Source organism: Chitinophagales bacterium, from assembly GCA_013816805.1.
Taxonomy (GTDB): Bacteria; Bacteroidota; Bacteroidia; order Chitinophagales; family UBA10324; genus MGR-bin340.
The window spans coordinates 76,234-94,883 of sequence record JACDDS010000003.1 but is presented as its reverse complement, the minus strand read 5'-3'; the positions used below and the strand labels follow the sequence as shown (position 1 = coordinate 94,883).

Sequence of the window (18,650 nt, the reverse complement as noted above, 5' to 3'; positions counted from 1 at the left end):
CCCGATTCTATTTCTCTATGCAGGAAACTATTGTTAAGCTTACACAATATAGTCATGCAGCCGGCTGTGGCAGCAAAATAGCTCCTGCAATCCTTAGCCAAATGCTGGAAAGTGCCGGGGGACATAATTTATTTCCCAACTTATTGGTGGGCAATGAAACCTCGGATGATGCTGCTATTTACGAATTGGAAAATAACCAATGCCTGGTAAGCACCGCAGATTTTTTTATGCCTATTGTAGACGCCGCCTACGATTTTGGCCGTGTTGCCGCAGCCAATGCATTGAGTGACGTATATGCGATGGGTGGAAAACCTATTTTGGCACTTGCATTATTAGGATGGCCCATTGAAAAACTTCCTTTAAATGTAGCAAAAGAGGTTCTGGCAGGTGGAACTTACATTTGCGCGCAAGCGAAGGTCCCTATTGCAGGCGGTCACACGATCGAAAATCCGGAGCCATTTTTTGGATATTCAGTAACAGGTCTTGTTGAGAAAAAAAATATAAAGAGGAATAATACAGCACAGACAGGTGATCTTCTTTTTCTTACAAAACCCTTAGGAACAGGAATTCTTTCTACTGCTTTAAAAAGAAACTTAATCTCTGCCGAAAGCTTTCAGCCCGCAATAGAGCTGATGTGCGCATTGAATAACATCGGGGAACAGTTAGGAACTATTTCAGAAGTAAATGCAATGACCGATGTTACCGGCTTTGGATTGCTGGGTCATCTTAATGAAATATGCATAGGAAGCGGTTTATCTGCTGAGATCAACTATGAAAAAATTAAATTGATCGAGGGGGTGAAAGAACTGGCAAAAAAATTTGTAGCTCCGGATAACACCTTTCGTAACTGGAATAATTATGAAGCTTCGGCGGAAGGAATTGATGGTGAACGGTTAGTTACACTTTGTGATCCCCAAACTAATGGAGGACTTTTAGTTGCAATTAATGAAAAAGCATGCAACTCTTTTATAAAGATTTTAAAAGAAAACGGCATGGAAGCATTTGCAGAGCCAATAGGAGTAATGAAAGAAAAAACTGACGTAAAAATAGTTTCGGTTAAATAATACTAAGGTTACTGTATGAGCTCAATTATCAGTGGTCTATAATGTGCTTTAACAATCAAATATATATTTTCGCAATTAACTCACCTTTAATCTTTATAGCATCCTTTATTTTCCTCCTTCTGACTGAACTATACTTTTAAATAATAAAGGTGTCAATCGTTATCTCCGGCTTATCTAAAATATATGGCAAACAAAAAGCCATTGATAGCATTTCGCTTCAGGTACAGCCTGGCGACGTTCTAGGTTTTCTTGGCCCTAATGGTGCCGGTAAGTCAACCACCATGAAAATTCTTGCAGGATTTATTCCACCAACTTCAGGGAAGGCAGTTGTTTGCGATTATGATGTGGAAATACAATCTATTCAGGCGCGCAGAAACATTGGATACTTACCGGAGAATAACCCGTTATATACTGACATGTTTGTTATTGAGTATTTACAGTTCTCCGCCAAATTGAATGGGCTAAACCATAATCGTGAGAAACGGATAAGGGAAATGGTTCACCTCACCGGCCTGGCGAAAGAGAAGCATAAAAAAATTCATTCTCTCTCAAAGGGTTTCCGGCAACGGGTAGGATTAGCACAGGCGTTACTGCATGATCCTAAAGTGCTGATAATGGATGAACCTACCTCAGGTCTTGACCCAAATCAGCTGGTGGATGTAAGGGAGCTTATTAAAGAATTGGGTAAGGAAAAAACAGTAATGCTGTCAACGCATATTATGCAGGAAGTGGAGGCGATTTGCAACCGGATTATAATTATTCATCAAGGCAAAATTGTGGCAGATAATAAACTGACTGAATTGTCATTACAGACCAGGAATGAAACAACTGTTATTGTATCATTTAAACAAAATGCTTCCCAAGATCAGCTGAAGGGAATTTCCGGCGTATCAGGTATAGAAAACCTGAATTCAGGAAAATGGAAACTTACAGGGGATATGGAATTGCAGGAAAAGGTATTTCAATTTGCCGTAAATAATCAGTTAATAATCACTTCTCTGGTAGAGGAAAAATCGTCACTGGAAGATGTTTTCAGGGAGATAACAAAAGAAAATTAAATGTTTGCCATTTTTAAAAAGGAACTCACTTCTTTTTTCAGCTCGTTAATCGGTTATATCTCCATTGGTGTTTTCCTGATTCTTATGGGACTAATAATGTGGGTTTTCCCTGACAATGTACTTGACTTTGGCTATGCTAACCTTGATATTCTTTTTGATAACGCACCCATAGTTTTTATTCTTCTTATACCTGCTATCACAATGCGAATGTTTTCCGAAGAAATAAAAACAGGAACTCTTGAAATTTTAGTCACTAAACCAATCAGTGAAATACAAATTATTCTCGGTAAATTTTGGGCAGCAAGCACCCTGGTAATTTTTTCACTTTTACCTACCTTAATATATTTTTATAGTATTTACGTGTTGGGCGCCACAAAAGGAAATCTTGATTTGGGTGCAACCTGGGGCTCTTACATTGCATTAATTTTGCTGAGTACTTCTTTTGTTTCTATTGGATTATTTGCTTCTTCATTAACCGGTAATCAAATTGTAGCATTTATTCTTGCTGCTTTTTTTTCTTTTCTCTTATATGCTTCTTTTAATGCAGTTGGAGCTTTAGGATTGTTCGGGGGATCGGCAGATACCGTTATTCAATCCCTTGGCATTGAAACCCATTATCAGTCTATAAGCCGCGGAGTAGTGGATTCCAGGGATGTGCTATATTTTTTTTCAATCACCCTCATCTTTATACTGTGCACCATAACTTCACTTCAAAGTCGGAAATGGTGATGATTTCAGAACAGTTATTTATTACATGTCATTGATTTTTTTAAACTTTATTCAAATTTTAAATTGGTCTCCAGGCGGTCTCATAAGCAACAAGCATTTGCTCAACTATTTATTTTAATTGGCATTATAATACTGCTGAATATTTTATTGTCCTCCTTCTTTAAACGTATAGACCTTACTGCAGATAAGCGATTTACATTAAGCGATTCCTCTATAAAATTATTAAATGATCTGAAGGATGTGGTATTTGTAAAAGTGTACCTGAAAGGCGAAATGCCTCCCGGGTTTCAGCGCTTAAGCACCGCAACAATGGAGTTACTGGATGAATTTAAAGCCTATGGAGGTAATAGAATCCAATACCAATTTATAGATCCTGTATATGGAAAATCAGAAAGCGAAATAACGGCAGTTTTAAAAGATTTTTCCAGGAAAGGACTGATGCCAACGAATGTTCAACAAAATGCGGGAGATCAGTATTCAGAAAAAATTGTGGTACCCGGGGCTATTATATATTTCAATGGGAAAGAAACACCGGTACAACTTCTAGAAACGAATCCAAATGAAGGAGCTCAAACCTCATTAAACAATTCTATCGCCCACCTTGAACATAATTTTTCTCAAGGCATACAAAAGCTTTCCCTTATCCAGTTGACAAAAATTGGATTTATACAGGGTCATGGAGAAATTAAAGATTCCAGGCTTGGTGATCTTTTAAATTCCATATCCGGGTTTTACCAGTGGCAATGGATTGATTTAGCAGCCACAGTAAATATTTCTTCTGAATTTACAACCGTAATTATTGCCAAACCCACTCAAAAATTTTCCGAAAAGGATAAATATAAATTGGATCAGTACATAATGCAAGGCGGTAAGGTTTTGTGGATGATTGAGCCCTTAAATGCAGACATCGATTCACTTATGCATAAATCTTCTTTTATAACCCTTGACTTTCCACTAAATCTTGATGACCAGTTATTCAGATATGGTGTGCGGATTAACCCTGATCTTATAATGGATTTACAATGTAATCCCGTTCCTCTTTTAGTAAATTATGAAAGTCAAAAGCCGAACTTTAAACTATTTCCATGTTTCTATTTCCCGGTTTTCACCCCGGATAATAATCACCTGATCGTTCAAAATACAAATGGAATATCAGCCAGGTTTGTGAGCAGCATTGATACGGTAGCAGCAAAGGGTATAAAAAAAACAGTATTACTGCATTCATCAGGAAATAGCAGAAATGTATTTACTCCATGGCTGGTTGATTTTGCAGATTTAAAAAATCGTCCTGATCCCAAAAAATACAACAGGAAAAATTTACCTTCTGCAGTCTTGCTGGAAGGTATATTTCCGAGTATATTCATTAACCGCTTTACTCCCGAGGCGCTTAAACTCATGGACGATTCTTTAAAAAAACCTTTCAAATCTACCAGTGAACCCACTAAAATGATCGTAATTTCAGATGGAGATATTGGTACAAATGAAGTGAATAAAGAAGGTACTCCGATGCCCCTTGGATATGATCGCTATACCGGCGAATATTTTGACAATAAAACTTTTCTTTTGAATTGTATCGATTATCTGTGTGGTTATACACAGCATATAAATACAAGGATAAAAACAGTAACTCTCAGGTTGTTGGATACTTCGAAAGTAAGAGAACAAAAAGTGCAATGGCAGCTAACCAATACGATACTTCCGGTAGCATTAATTAGTGTGTTTGGATTAATCTTTAATTTTATCAGGAGACGAAAATACGCCCGATCATAATAATCCTGACTTGCAACTTTAATCTTTAAGAAGAACTTTAAGGTAACCGTTTATACACTTACTGGTTTCCTGATCTATAATTGATATGAAGAGAACCCAACTATACCTGTTAATTTTTCTTGCTCTTGGATTTACAGCGTATGTATTAGTAGTAAATAAACCATCGGGAACCTTAAAAGAAGGTGAAGGCAAGTTTGCCTTAAATGACACATCCGTGGTTGAAAAAATTTTTATTGCCGACATGCGCGGAAACAAAGTGATATTGCAACGGCAAAACAGTGGATGGATAGTTAATCAGAAATATCCGGTAAGGTCAGATTATATGAATTCCCTTTTAAGTACTATTCATAACATTACAATTAGCTACCCGGTTTCATTATCGCAGCAAAATACAGTTGTGAAGCAAATGGCAAGCGATAATAAAAAGGTGGAGATTTTTGATAGAAATGGCACTATGCTGAAATCATATTATATAGGCGGGCCCAATCTTAGTTCGGACGGAACTTATATGATGATGGCGGGAGCAAAAAATCCCTATGTAACAGCTATACCTGCATTTCAGGGAGTAGTAAATACGAGATATTCAACCAATACAGAAGAGATCAGGAGCGGGAAAATATATGATTTTGACTTGAATCAAATACTTACTGTCTCTGTAAATTATCCTGAGCTAAAAGATAGCTCCTTTGCTATTACCGTTGCGGGGCCCGATTCCTTTTTAATTACCGGCAATAACGGAAAACCTCTGACTTCGGAATCAATTAACAAGCGGGCTGTTAGAGCTTATCTACAATCATACTCATTTGTGAATGCCGAAGCTTTTGTAAACGATCTTCCGAAACGCGACAGCATTCTGCAGTCTACCCCATTCTGTAATATCACGGTTACTGACCGCAATTACCAGCCCCATTCAACGGTTATATACCACATGCCAAGAAACAGCACTAGTGAACAATTTGATGCAAAGGGAAATGAACTATTGTACGATGTGGATCACTTTTTCGCAACAGTAAACAATGGTCAGGATTTTGTGATTATTCAAACCCAGCATTTTAATCGTTTATTTAAAACCACCCGGTTTTTCCTGTACGCCACAAAAAACTGACGGTTCATGTCAAACCTTATTCAGCATTTTGGTGATGCCGGCGTATTGTACATCATATTTGGCATTACACTGATTTTTTCTCTTCTACTAGATGCAGGCGTCCTGCAACGATCTTTTAAGCCTATGAGCTTAAAAAGCGCATCGGTACAAACAGTATGCTGGATCAGCCTGGCCATTGCTTATGGATTCCTGATTTCTCATTACCGCGATACTGAAAAAGGCCTGCAATATTATTCCGCTTATCTTATGGAATATTCCCTCTCTGCAGATAATTTGTTTGTGTTTATACTGATTTTAAACTATTTCAATATTTCAGATTTATACTATCACAAAGTCCTGTTTTACGGAATTATCTGCGCAGTAATTTTTAGATTAATTTTTATTCTTGCAGGTATTGAGATGGTAAATAATTTTCACTGGATACTGTACTTTCTGGGAGGTGTGCTAATTTACAGTGGCATTAAAATTCTGCTTTCAGGAAGTGATCAAAAATTTAACCCCGATAAAAATATTATTTATAAGTTCCTGCACCGCTATTTTCCAATGGTGAAGCATGAAGGAGAAGGAAATTTTACAATATACGAAAATGGAAAAAAATATTATACGGTACTTTTTGTTGTAATAATACTGATTGCATCTACAGACTTAGTATTTGCTATTGATTCTATTCCGGCTGTATTTGCTATTTCGCAGGATAGATTGGTGATTATCACATCTAATATTTTTGCCGTTATGGGATTGCGGGCCATGTTCTTTTTATTGAAAGGATTTGCAGATAAATTCGATTATTTACAGGAAGGGATTTCAGTTGTATTAATTTTTGTTGGTGCAAAAATGCTTTTGGAAATATTCGATATACGTATTTCAACCCACTGGTCTTTACTGGTGATAGTTTTAGTTTTAACTGCTGCTATTGTTGTTTCGCTTTTAAAAAACAGAACAAGTAAAATTCAGGGAAAATAAAACGGATATTTTTCATAGAAATGATGGATATCGCAGATGACACATTCTGTTTCAAGAGTGGCATGGTCACTAAGTTTTTATATTCACTGGCTTTCGTTTTATGATCGGAAAACTGATTATAATTACTGCTCCTTCAGGAGCAGGAAAAACAACTATCGCTAAGCACCTATTGGCAGAATATCCATTGCTTGAATTCTCAGTTTCCGCTACTACCCGGCCAAAGCGAATTGACGAAACAGAGGGTCGTGATTACTATTTTATGACGCGTGAAGAATTCAGAGAAAAAATTAAAAATGGTGATTTTATAGAATGGGAAGAGGTTTATAATAATACATTCTACGGGACATTAAAAAGTGAAGTGGAAACCATATGGATCTCCGGTAAGGTGGTATTATTTGATGTGGACGTAAAAGGAGCAATAAATCTGAAGAAAAAATTCGGAACAAATTCACTCACTATCTTTATTAAGCCTCCAGATATAAATATTTTAAAAAAAAGACTTGAAGGCAGAGCAACAGAGTCTAAGGAAAAGATTCATGAGAGAATTAATAAAGCTCTGTATGAAATGGAATATGCAGCTTACTTCGATAAAATCATTTTAAATAATGGTTTATCGGAAGCCTTGCAAAAAGCCGCAGCAATAGTTGAAGGTTTTTTATTTCATTCTTACGGTTCCAGCTAAAACCTATTTACTATCTGGCATAACGTCCAGCACTACAAAACTACCGGGCTTAATGGAAGGTCTCGGATGTGGATTGTCATTTGTTGGTTCCGGCGTAACGCCAAATTCTGCCGTAGGGAGATAAAGATGGTGAGTAATGGTATCAACCGTTACAGTACGTGCACCTTTTTGCGTTATAATATTTTCAAGCACCTTAAAAGTATTTGCATCTTTTTCCTGCACTACCGTAAGTGTGCCATCACCATTGGAGCTAAAAGCACGTCGCAGCAAAGGGTCAAAGGCTGCTCCGTCAACCCTGTCTCCAATGGGAACAGTGGAGATGACGTGCCCATCTTCAGCATCTACTATAACCATTAATCCATTATCACAAACACTGAATAACCGATGGTTTATATTATCCAGTGCAAGACCGCTTGGTTCTACTCCGGGAGCTACGGACCATTCTTTCTCTACCTTCATTGTGACCGGGTTGATTTCATCCACCATGCTCTTATCTTCGATATTCACATAGATTTTTCCTTTACCATCGCTTACCGAAAATTCGGGCTTGCCAGATAGCGGAATGGTTGCAATTACCTCATTTGAATTGCCATTCAATACAGTAGCATTATTGCTTCTGCCATTAAAAACAAACACCTTAGATGTAAAAGGATCATAGAGAATTGCATCCGGATTTCGCCCGGTAACCGGCACTTTTGTAATAGTCTTTAAAGTTTGTAAATCAAAAACGGTTACGGATGAATCCTGTCCGTTACTGATAAATCCCTTATTTATAGTTGGTGCCAAAGCAATTCCGTGAACACCATTTGTATTAGTAATGGTACCCACTAGTTTTCCACTATTTACATCCAGTACCTGAACCATAGTGCCATGAGAGATATATAACAGATGCGTTTTTGTATCTATGGAAAGGTAATCCCATCCACGGTCACCTTCAAGATGCATCTGATTAACCACTTTGTAAATGAAATAATTAACCTGAGCCACAGAAAAATAACATTGGAAATAAATGAAAAAAGTGATCAGGAAAGTTTTCATTTAATGAGCTTATTTCTTTAATAACGTTCTTCAGTTTCTTTAAGGTTTAACCGTTGCATGCTCTAATTATCTAACAATAAATTTTTTTTATTAAGGCCACTTAACCCGCTCATTCACTATAGTATGTACGCCACTTACGGGTATGCGATCCTGCTTCATAGTATCGCGTTCACGAATAGTAACTGTACTATCTTCCAGAGTTTGATGGTCAACGGTAATACAATATGGAGTTCCAATAGCATCCATTCGGCGGTACCTGCGCCCAATAGAATCTTTCTCTTCATAATGGCAACTATGATAAGCTTTCAAATTATGAAAAATATTCAATGCTTTTTCCGGCAAATCATCCTTCTTAACAAGTGGTAGCACCGCTACTTTAACCGGAGCCAGGAAGGAGGGGATCTTCAAAACTACCCTCATTGCCTCCTCCCCTTCATTTGCAGTAGGCACCTGTTCTTCGGTGTAAGATGCAGAAACCACTGCCAGAAACATCCTGTCGAGGCCAACTGAAGTCTCCACCACATAAGGAGTATAAGCTTCATTGGTTTCGGAGTCAAAGTACTGAATCTTTTTTCCAGAGAATTTCTCATGCTGGCTCAAATCGAAATCCCCGCGGGAATGAATTCCTTCCAGTTCTTTATACCCGAATGGAAATTCAAATTCAATATCGCAGGCTGCCTTTGCATAGTGTGCCAGTTTTAAATGATCATGGAACCTGTACTTCATAGCTGGAAATCCAATTGCATGGTGCCACCTTAAACGGTTTTGTTTCCAGTATTCATACCAATCTGCTTCTGTTCCGGGCTTAATAAAAAATTGCATTTCCATTTGTTCGAACTCACGCATCCTGAAAATAAACTGACGGGCCACTATTTCATTCCGGAATGCTTTTCCTGTTTGCGCAATTCCAAATGGTATTTTCATTCTTCCCGTCTTCTGAACATTCAAAAAATTTACAAAAATACCTTGTGCAGTTTCAGGTCTTAAATAAACAGTATGGGAATCTTCGGCTATGGAGCCAACCTGCGTTGAAAACATGAGATTAAATTGCCGAACATCGGTCCAGTTACGCGTGCCACTGACCGGGTCTGCAATTTCGCAATCTATAATGAGCTGCTTCATCTCATCCATATCATTCAGCTCCAGTGCCCTCTTCATTCGTTTATTAATCTGGCTTACGTTCTTAGCGTACTCTATTAATCTCGGATTGGTAGCGCGATAAACCTGTTCATCAAACTTTTCACCAAAGCGGCTTTGTGCCTTCTGTATTTCTTTTTCAGTTTTTGCCTCAATTTTTCCAATATGGTCTTCCAGAAGTGTATCAGCGCGATATCTTTTTTTAGAATCTTTATTGTCCACCAGGGGATCGTTAAAAGCATCCACGTGTCCGCTTGCCTTCCATACGGTTGGATGCATGAAAATAGCAGCATCAATACCGACAATATTTTCATTCAGCTGCACCATAGAACGCCACCAGTATTCACGGATATTTCTTTTTAACTCTACGCCATATTGACCATAATCATATACAGCACTTAATCCGTCATAAATTTCACTGGATGGAAAAATATACCCGTACTCTTTACAATGAGAAATAATTTCTTTAAAACGATCTTTTTGCTCAGCCATGATGCACGCAAATATAGTGGCTCAGCAGAAGATAATAGAATGATATAAATTTCCTGCACTGTAAGTTTTCAGGCATTATGATATGGTTGATATATTCTATTTTAGCCTTTAATAAGATTGATTTTTTTTAGATGATAATTATAGAAAAGACAATCATTTCAGATGAGCTGATTGGAAAGCAATTTGCCTGTGCACTGGATAAATGCAAAGGAGCCTGCTGTGTGTCCGGTGACTCCGGAGCTCCTCTCGAACTGGATGAAACCGAAGTGCTGGAGCAAGTTTTTGACCAGGTAAAACCATTCATGTCAAAGGAAGGTATCAATTCTATTGAAAAATTTGGGAAGTGGATTATTGACAGCGAGGGCGATCTTGTTACACCACTGGTGGATGGAGTAAAAGAATGTGCTTATGTTTTCCTTGATAAAGGGATCGCGAAATGTGCAATTGAAAGGGCATATTATGAGGGAAAAATTGCATTTAAAAAACCTGTTTCATGTCATCTTTATCCTGTTCGCATAAAAAAATATGAAAATTATGAGGCAGTGAATTATGACAGATGGGATATCTGCTCTCCGGCATGTGAAAACGGAAGGGAGTTAGGTATCCCGATTTATAAATTTGTAAAGGAAGCATTGATCAGAAAATATGGAATTGACTGGTACCAGCAACTCGAAGGTGCAGCTGTATTTGAAGAAAACAGATGATTCTGAAAATAACCTTGTGAAAAGAACGTCCATATTTAAGTCTATCAATAATGTTCCGGATATCTGAATGAACATTGCTACAAATTCTCAAGTTAAAAGGTTATTTCCTAATATAGAATCCGGGAGCAATGGTTCTTCGTGTTTTTACTGTCAGGAATATGGATCCTTAACTGACCGGTACAAGGAGTGGGATCAATTTCTTCCTAAAGATCATCCTCTGCAATCCAGCCATTTACTTTTCTTGGAAAAATCAGTGCCACGCGATCTTGAATTCCGGTATGCTTTTATTTATGAGAATATATCTGGTGGTGATGTGCCGCTAATTGCTGTATTCTATTTGCAGATAGTGCATTTTAATTCAAAGCATTATTTATCACCCTTCAGTAATCAACCCATTCTTCACCAGTTGGAGAAGGTTATTATTGGTAGGGAGCGTATTATACTTACACTTGGCAACCTGTTCCGTGTTGACTTTCCGGGAGCTTACTGGAACCCATCAGTATCAACCAAAGAAATCGCAATGATTTGCAATAAATACCTTAAGTCTTTCAAGCCTAAGGCACACATCATTCTTATTAAGGATACAGTAGGTGAACTGGGTAATGAGTTATATAAATATGGCTTTCAGCACTGGAACAATGATTTAACTATGAAAATGGATATAAATCTGCATTGGAAAAGTTTTGAAGATTATATATCCTCATTGCGGCATAAATACGCACAACGTGCGCGGCGTTCCCGCGCGAAATTACGGGATGTAAAAAGGACAGAATTATCATTGGATGAAATTATTCATTACAGTGCACGTATAGAAAAACTTTATCTGCAGGTAGTGCAGAAACAACCAATCCGGATGGTTATTGCCAGCAAAAATTATTTTATTGAAATGAAACTCGCCTATCAAAACCAATTCAAGGTCTTTGGGTATTTTAAGGAAGACGCTTTAATAGCTTTTAGTTCAAATATTCTTTATGAAAGTAGTTGGGAATTGCATTATATAGGATTCGATTATGGCCAAAACGCAGAACACTGGCTCTATTTTAATATAATGTTTGATGCCATAGCAGATGCAATATCGGAAGGAAAAAAAGAACTTGAATTAGGAAGAACCGCTCGTGAAGCAAAAGCGATTATTGGAGGAAGGCCAATTTATTTTGAAAGTTACTATAAAATACGAACCCGGTTTACAAAATATCTGGTTCGTATATTAACAGATTTTTTTAACAAAAACACAGGCAAGGATTGGGAAAAACATCACCCTTTCAAACCCATTGCATAAATCGCAGTACTTAATCCCAGATAAAATTTTCTTCGTTAAGGGAATTGAAACAGCCTGCTATATTTAATAATTTATTTACGTAATTCAGGGGCTTTATATTCCAAAGATCATCATTACCACCTTCCCATACGGGTTTCAGATGAAAATAGCACCACCCATAAATTGAAATCTCGCTATTAAAATCAGTCTTACGGATCATGCTTCCCTCTTCATCAGCTCTGAATAGCCCTGGATCCATACCTGGTATTCTTGCTGCCTTTTCCCAAACCAAATCCTGGAGATTCCTTTGAAGATTCATTGTCATTAATTTAAACAGTTTGAATACCAGTGAAAATTTATCACCATTATGCCACTGCATGACTCCTATAATTTATAATTCGTCAGTGTCAATTATAACTATTCCATTATCGCAATGGTAACCGTGGTCAGTATAAGTTATGGTTGCTTGCTGGGTATAGTTACCAGGTCCATAGAGTAATTGAAAAGCGAGAACGATTTGGTATATAATACTTGCCATGACGTTATTTTTTTAGTTTATTAATTTCTTACTAAACCAAAAATAAACCCCTGACTACCCTTCCTTATGTACAAAAACCAACTATTGGTAACATTCCATTAATATTAATCATGTCATAATCACAATACCAGCTTACTTAATTTTTCCTATGAATTTCAAACAATTATCATTAATTTACCAGAATCTACAAATTTATAAATATCATTTATTAGATGTTCTGTACGTATTTTGTATAGTGTCAAAAGTAGCACCCCATCTTAATTGTAGTGTTTCCAGCATCTTTAATGTATGAAAAGGGGTAAAATCATCCTACAAATTATTTTATTATTATTTTTTTTATAAATATGAAACCCGCTTTCAGCTTGTGTTTCAACGTTATGTTATTTCTCCTACTAATTTTTCAAGATAAAATACTCATTTAGTAACAAAAAATAAAAATTTGTTAAATCGTTTTGGATTTTCCTTTATAACAAATAGTAATGTCCCTTAATAGGGCTGTTTATTTAAATAAAATATGTGTGCATACTTCCAGTACCAATTTGAATCTGATGCAAAGATATTTCTCTCGCTTTCAGATAAGACGTACAATTTAATGCCGAAAGTAACACAGCTTCCAGTATCTTTAATCAATACTTTGTTAGAATATTTTGTTAATTAGCCCGTAAAGAACATTAAATCAACCTTAAAAAGATGAAAGTTTTTAAAGAAATGGTAACGTTGGTAACAAAACAACGTTTAGGAAAAGTTGACCTAATAGATGAAAAAATAACAGAAGATAACAATAATCTGTACCATAAACTTTTTCAGGGCATCTATGATGGCACGTTTTCATCAGATGAGGAAGCGGCCCGTTCTATATATCAAACTTCCCCGGGAGACAAAAAATACCTGATGCTCAAAAGCAGGCTTAAAGAGCGCCTCATTAATTCTCTTTTTTTTCTGAACTATCGAAAAACAACAGTATCACCTTATCAACAGGCAGTCTATACGTGTAACCGGAATTATTTCAGCGCTAAAATTTTGCTTACTCATGGCGCCCGAACAAGTGCAATAAGCATGGCTAAATCTACCCTCACTCAATCAATTAAATTTGATCTGAATGAGCTTGTTTTTTTAAACGCCAAAATGCTGCGCCATCACTCGGGCATGATGGGACTGAAAAAAGATTTTCAGCGATTTGATCTCATTATGAAAAAAGCGCAGAATGTATTAAAAGCTGAAGGCAGAGCTGAATTCATGTATGAGTCGCTACTGATTCAGTTCGCACGAAGCAAAACGTTTAAACCCGAATTTGCTGCGAAGGCCAGGGAATATTATAATCAAAGCAAGGAATTTGCAAAGCATTACCATACTTTCCACGTGCAATTAATACATTACCGCATCGGCCTGCAGTATTATCAGATCATCCGCGATTACAGAAAAACACTTACACTATGCAATCGATTTGAAATTTTCCAGAAGAAACATCCGAATTTTCACCTTGACTCGCGTGAGGGTGAAATTGCCTTGCTCAAGATGGTTTGCTGTCTTTTTTTAAGAGAGTATAAAAATGGTTTGCAGTATGCTGAAGATGCTTTAAAGTATTACTCTCAGGGAAGTAACAACTGGTTTATAGTGATGGAAAATTATTTTCTGCTGGCCCTGCATGGAATGGAATTTAAGCAGGCCACCTCTATCTATGGTGCTGTAACGGCGCATCCGCGCTATCAATACTTGTCTGCAGAAAAACTGGAGAAGTGGAAGATCTTCCAGGCTTATTTAAATTATGTAAGTCCGGATGCTAAAATAGAGTTTAAAATCTTAAAATTTTTGAATGAAGTGCCCATCTACAGTAAGGATAAGGCTGGATTTTACCCGGCAATTTTAATTGCACAGATTTTATATTTAATGAATCGGAAAGATGATGATCGTCTGGATAAGAATATGGAATCTTTGCGCATCTTTTCATCAAGATATTTATCTGTAAAAACAGCACCGCGAACAACCTTATTTATTAAAAGATTGCGTCAAATAATAAATCAGTTTCAAAAAGTAGAATTAAACCGCCAGAAGTTTCATAGTTATCTGCAAAATTTGAAAATCTCAGATTTTGGACCTCAGGGTGAAACAGATACGATGGAAATAATTCCGTATGAAAATATTCTGCATATTATCACAGCGAATTTGCAGCCAGTTAAAACTCCGCAGTAATTTTCAATTTTTTAAGCATAATTCCAACCATTAATAACCGTTAACTGTATCAATAATTTTTAGTGATGAAAAAAATACTTTCCATCTCCATTTTTTGCATTGTGTATTCACCGGTTTTTGCATCGATGCTGTTTATTCCTATGGATCAAAAGCAGGCAAATCATCTGAAGTCTTATGGTATGGCTTATTGGATTCTTTCTAAAAATTTAAAGGTGGACTGGATGATAAATTACAGGGGTGGAAGCTTTGCTTTTCCTTATTTTGCAGAAGCAGAAAATGAATGTGTTGTCCGCGGAATTACTTATGAAGTTATGCCCGATGCAACATATAATAATATCTTATCCCAAATTGCAAGCCCTGAAGTAAATGAAGATATCGTAAAGCTGGAAAAAGCACCAAAAATAGCGGTGTATTCTCCAAAAAATAAGGAACCCTGGGATGATGCTGTTACCTTGGTGCTTACCTATGCAGAAATACCTTATGATATCATTTATGACGATGATGTACTGCAGGGAAAGTTACCGCTTTACGACTGGCTTCATTTGCATCATGAGGATTTTACTGGCCAATACGGAAAGTTTTATGCCCAGTACGGAAATGCGGCATGGTATATCCGCGATGTAAAAGACAATGAAGAAATAGCAGCAAGGTGGGGTTTTAAAAAGGTTTCACAATTGAAGTTGATGGTTGCTCAGAAAATCAGGGACTATGTTGCAGGTGGTGGATTTATGTTTGCCATGTGTTCGGCAACTGATTCATATGATATAGCTTTAGCGGCTGATGGGGTAGATATCTGTGATTGGATGTACGATGGTGATCCTCCTGATCCCAAGGCTCAGCAGAAATTGGACTTTTCAAAATGCTTTGCTTTTCAGAATTTTACGCTGATTCCCAATTCTATGGAATATGAATTTTCTAATATTGATGCCACTACTTTCCGGCATGTTCCTATGGATCAGGATTATTTTACACTATTTGAATTTTCAGCAAAATGGGATCCTGTGCCTACTATGCTGTGCCAGGACCACACGCAAATTGTAAAAGGATTTATGGGTCAAACCACTTCTTTTCGCAACGAGGTTTTGAAATCCACTGATCTGATAATGGGTGAAAATAAAGCTGCAGGTGAAGCACGCTACGTGCATGGTGAATACGGTAATGGAACCTGGACATTTTATGGCGGTCATGATCCGGAAGATTACCAGCACCAGGTGGGGGATCCGCCTACTGACCTGGCCCTGCATCCCAATTCTCCGGGATATCGCCTTATTCTTAATAACGTACTTTTTCCTGCTGCACGTAAAAAGAAACAAAAAACCTGAAGCCTCTGCTTATCTTCAATCAGTTTTTAATCCGTGAAACACACTAACTTCTTTTTTACTTTGCTTTTATTTTTGTGTTTTTGCAATGCGGCTTATGCCCAGCAAAAAGAAATGAAATGTATTAACACCGCAACAGAAAAGCAGCTGGAAATGTTGAAGGACACGCGCAGCTTCGGCGAGTATGAATTAAAACATGAATGGAGCGACCGCTTAACATCCACACAAACATTCAGAAAAAAATTAGAGCTTACCGGTGGTATTGAATATGTATTTTTTCTCGTTACAGATCCCAATGTGGATGCAACTGCAATTGAAATTAAAGATGCACTTGGTGACCAGCTAGATTACGAATACAACGTAAGCGGCCTCGAAAAAAACATCATTAATTTTTTCTTTACTGCTGATTTCGATGGATCTTACTACTTGCTCTTCCGTGTAATTAATAAGCAACAACCATCCACATGTACTTATATGGGTGTGCTGGAAGGGGAATCTGACATGGAAGATTTTTAATACGCTGCGAGGATATTTATCAATTCCAGAATGTCCAGCTGATTCCAAATTTAAAACTACGGTCAGGCATTGGATAATGGATTGCAGAATAGTATCCGTTGCTTAATATACCCTGATTAATATTCTGAAACATCAAATACGCACGCACTGATCTGATCTTTATTTCTGCAAATAAATCCGCAACAGGGTAAAAGCTTAAGTAATTTATATGCTGATTATAAAACTGACCTGTTGCAGGCTCATAACCTGCACCATAGTAATTTGAATTATACCGGACATCAAGGCCGGTTTTAAGAGATAAAGCACCTTTAAAAAGCCTGTCTTCATAATAAAGACTGTGCCGCGAAATAAACCAAGGAAGCGAGATTATTGTATCATTATTAAATTGCTGGTACAACAATTCGTTATCAAAATGTATTACACCCCACTTTATATTTTTTTGAACAAAAAGTGAATAACCTGAAAAACTGCTGTTCAATTGTACAGGTATAGCGCAACTATTCCATGAAATATAATTCTGAGTTCTGTAAATTTTAGCCACTAGCTCAAGGTTCCATTTAATATCTGTAAAATATACGGAGGCAGATGAAGAAATTACCGGAACGAACTCATTCAGCCATTGAAAATGGTTGGATAAATAATGCTGCTGTATATACGAGGGATGATTTCGACCATCAGAAAATTCAAATCCAAAACCAGCACTATTATTAAAACGGTAGCCCGCCTGGATATCTACAAAATAATCTCCTTTATTGTAGCCTATAAAATTATATTCTCCCTGAACGGCAAAAGTCAAAGGCAAGCTGCGTGATAGAGTATTGATCTGCCTTGTATTTAAGCTTACCCCTAAAATGCCACTTTGAAAGTGATCAGAAGGTAATTTGGAATTGATAAAATAGAACTCATGCTGAAAGTAAACCTCTCCCGTAAAATTCTTTAGCCACGAAACTGAATCTGAATTACGGATACGAAAACGTATTTCATTCAGAGAGCGATTGTAACGAAGCGTATCCCTTGTTTTAATGGAATCGATGAAAATATTTTCAAAGAACGCATTATCAATCTTGTCATCAATAAAAAAAAAGCTTCGTTTTTCCCATGAAAATTTATGAAACAACTGGAAGCGGTTCTCTGTAGTTTTATCTATAGTGGAATCTTTAATTTGATGGTTTAATATACCTAATCCAAAAGAATTCTGGACCACGACTGACAGGTCTTTCCATCGATTATAGGCACTATCCAGGTAAACATCTGCAATTGACTTGTCAATAATTAAAGAATCATTAAAAACATCCGGTGTGGCTACCCCTCCATTTTCCTGTGATTTTAAGTTATTAAGCAGGAAGGCTGCCATTATTTTATAGAAATTATTTTTAGAGCTATACTGCGTAGAGAAATTGAAATTTGCACCATTATTTTGCTGATGATGGTAAAGCCCGGTCGATTTATATGCATTTAATTCTAATCCTGCACTCCATTGCGGAATGATATTCTGAGCATGAATTAACTGACCCTTAATCTCTTTTGCACTTCCCTGGTGATAATTAACTAAAGTATAAGGTCGCTTTGTGTCGAAAAATTTAATATCACCTTCCTCTTTTCTATAAATATCAAATTGATGAAAACCAATATCAAAATCAGTATGTAGCGGAGTAAAAAAATATAACTGTCTTGCGGCAGCACCCAAGTTACCAAGGTGCATGAAGCCAAAGGGAAACTCTGCCGGGTTGTATCTGTACAGGTATGTAAGCGTGGTATCGATATTAATTGCTTCATCCGGATTATTCAGTAAACTATATTTAGTCCATTGTGAATTATAGTAAGCCGTAGTATCGGTGTTTTTATGCTGAGCTGAGCTGATGCTTGTATTAAAAAAAGTAAGTAAAAAAAGGAAGGCACCATGAACATAGCACACTGCTTTTCCTGAGCCTGCAATATTCGGGAAAGGCTTACAATGGTAAAACCTGAAAAATTTGCTGGTTTTCTCTCTTATTCGCTTATCAATATCCAACGTACATTAATTTATCTGGTGCGCCATTCAAATTGAGTATTTTAAGCTGATATAAAAGAGATAGCCCAATTAGAAT

Annotated in this window: 17 protein-coding genes; 12 read left to right on the top strand and 5 right to left on the bottom strand. The window is 37.0% G+C overall.

Annotated features, from left to right (window positions below):
* Positions 1-17 precede the first annotated feature (17 nt).
* From selD to gmk, 7 genes are all read left to right on the top strand, one after another.
* Positions 18-1,064, top strand: coding sequence for a selenide, water dikinase SelD (gene selD / locus H0W62_03245; protein ID MBA3647559.1), 1,047 nt, complete (start codon positions 18-20; stop codon positions 1,062-1,064).
* Positions 1,065-1,213: 149 nt separating this feature from the next.
* The gene (gene gldA, locus H0W62_03240; GenBank protein MBA3647558.1) at positions 1,214-2,122 is read left to right on the top strand and encodes a gliding motility-associated ABC transporter ATP-binding subunit GldA; all 909 of its coding nucleotides are present in this window, start codon (positions 1,214-1,216) and stop codon (positions 2,120-2,122) included.
* Complete coding sequence (gene gldF / locus H0W62_03235; protein ID MBA3647557.1) at positions 2,123-2,851, top strand: gliding motility-associated ABC transporter permease subunit GldF; 729 nt, start codon at positions 2,123-2,125, stop codon at positions 2,849-2,851. It abuts the gene before it with no gap.
* A 63-nt stretch (positions 2,852-2,914) separates the two neighbouring features.
* Positions 2,915-4,621 carry a gliding motility-associated ABC transporter substrate-binding protein GldG gene (gldG, locus tag H0W62_03230; protein ID MBA3647556.1) on the top strand — a complete coding sequence of 569 codons (1,707 nt, stop codon included), beginning with the start codon at positions 2,915-2,917 and terminating at the stop codon, positions 4,619-4,621.
* An 85-nt stretch (positions 4,622-4,706) separates the two neighbouring features.
* The gene (locus H0W62_03225) at positions 4,707-5,726 is read left to right on the top strand and encodes a DUF4340 domain-containing protein (protein MBA3647555.1); all 1,020 of its coding nucleotides are present in this window, start codon (positions 4,707-4,709) and stop codon (positions 5,724-5,726) included.
* A gap of 6 nt (positions 5,727-5,732) precedes the next feature.
* Positions 5,733-6,689: a TerC/Alx family metal homeostasis membrane protein gene (locus H0W62_03220; protein ID MBA3647554.1), complete on the top strand. Its 957-nt coding sequence runs from the start codon at positions 5,733-5,735 to the stop codon at positions 6,687-6,689.
* A 100-nt stretch (positions 6,690-6,789) separates the two neighbouring features.
* Positions 6,790-7,371 (top strand): guanylate kinase, encoded by a 582-nt coding sequence (gmk, locus tag H0W62_03215; protein ID MBA3647553.1) that lies wholly within the window; start codon positions 6,790-6,792, stop codon positions 7,369-7,371.
* A gap of 3 nt (positions 7,372-7,374) precedes the next feature.
* On the opposite strand, the gene H0W62_03210 is transcribed toward gmk, so the two are convergent.
* Both H0W62_03210 and H0W62_03205 read right to left on the bottom strand, forming a co-directional pair.
* A complete protein-coding gene (locus H0W62_03210; protein MBA3647552.1) occupies positions 7,375-8,409 on the bottom strand; it encodes a YncE family protein in 1,035 nt (344 codons plus the stop codon).
* 90 nt (positions 8,410-8,499) lie between these two features.
* Positions 8,500-10,038, bottom strand: coding sequence for a glycine--tRNA ligase (locus H0W62_03205; protein ID MBA3647551.1), 1,539 nt, complete (start codon positions 10,036-10,038; stop codon positions 8,500-8,502).
* A 131-nt stretch (positions 10,039-10,169) separates the two neighbouring features.
* On the opposite strand from H0W62_03205, the gene H0W62_03200 reads away from it, so the two are divergent.
* Both H0W62_03200 and H0W62_03195 read left to right on the top strand, forming a co-directional pair.
* A complete protein-coding gene (locus H0W62_03200; protein ID MBA3647550.1) occupies positions 10,170-10,742 on the top strand; it encodes a DUF3109 family protein in 573 nt (190 codons plus the stop codon).
* A 67-nt stretch (positions 10,743-10,809) separates the two neighbouring features.
* Complete coding sequence (locus H0W62_03195) at positions 10,810-12,021, top strand: hypothetical protein (protein ID MBA3647549.1); 1,212 nt, start codon at positions 10,810-10,812, stop codon at positions 12,019-12,021.
* 10 nt (positions 12,022-12,031) lie between these two features.
* Here H0W62_03195 and H0W62_03190 read toward each other — a convergent pair whose 3' ends face one another.
* Positions 12,032-12,319, bottom strand: coding sequence for a hypothetical protein (locus H0W62_03190; protein ID MBA3647548.1), 288 nt, complete (start codon positions 12,317-12,319; stop codon positions 12,032-12,034).
* A 72-nt stretch (positions 12,320-12,391) separates the two neighbouring features.
* Entirely contained in the window at positions 12,392-12,538 is a 147-nt protein-coding gene (locus H0W62_03185; GenBank protein MBA3647547.1) for a hypothetical protein, read from the bottom strand.
* A 690-nt stretch (positions 12,539-13,228) separates the two neighbouring features.
* Here H0W62_03185 and H0W62_03180 point away from each other — a divergent pair.
* The 3 genes from H0W62_03180 (at position 13,229) to H0W62_03170 (ending at position 16,563) form a co-directional block, all read left to right on the top strand.
* Positions 13,229-14,728, top strand: a complete 1,500-nt coding sequence (locus tag H0W62_03180; GenBank protein MBA3647546.1) for a hypothetical protein — start codon at positions 13,229-13,231, stop codon at positions 14,726-14,728.
* A gap of 65 nt (positions 14,729-14,793) precedes the next feature.
* Entirely contained in the window at positions 14,794-16,050 is a 1,257-nt protein-coding gene (locus tag H0W62_03175) for an asparagine synthetase B (GenBank protein MBA3647545.1), read from the top strand.
* A gap of 111 nt (positions 16,051-16,161) precedes the next feature.
* Positions 16,162-16,563: a hypothetical protein gene (locus H0W62_03170; GenBank protein ID MBA3647544.1), complete on the top strand. Its 402-nt coding sequence runs from the start codon at positions 16,162-16,164 to the stop codon at positions 16,561-16,563.
* Between the two features lie 19 nt (positions 16,564-16,582).
* Here the strand turns inward: H0W62_03170 and H0W62_03165 are convergent, their stop codons facing one another.
* Complete coding sequence (locus H0W62_03165) at positions 16,583-18,574, bottom strand: hypothetical protein (GenBank protein ID MBA3647543.1); 1,992 nt, start codon at positions 18,572-18,574, stop codon at positions 16,583-16,585.
* Positions 18,575-18,650 lie beyond the last annotated feature (76 nt).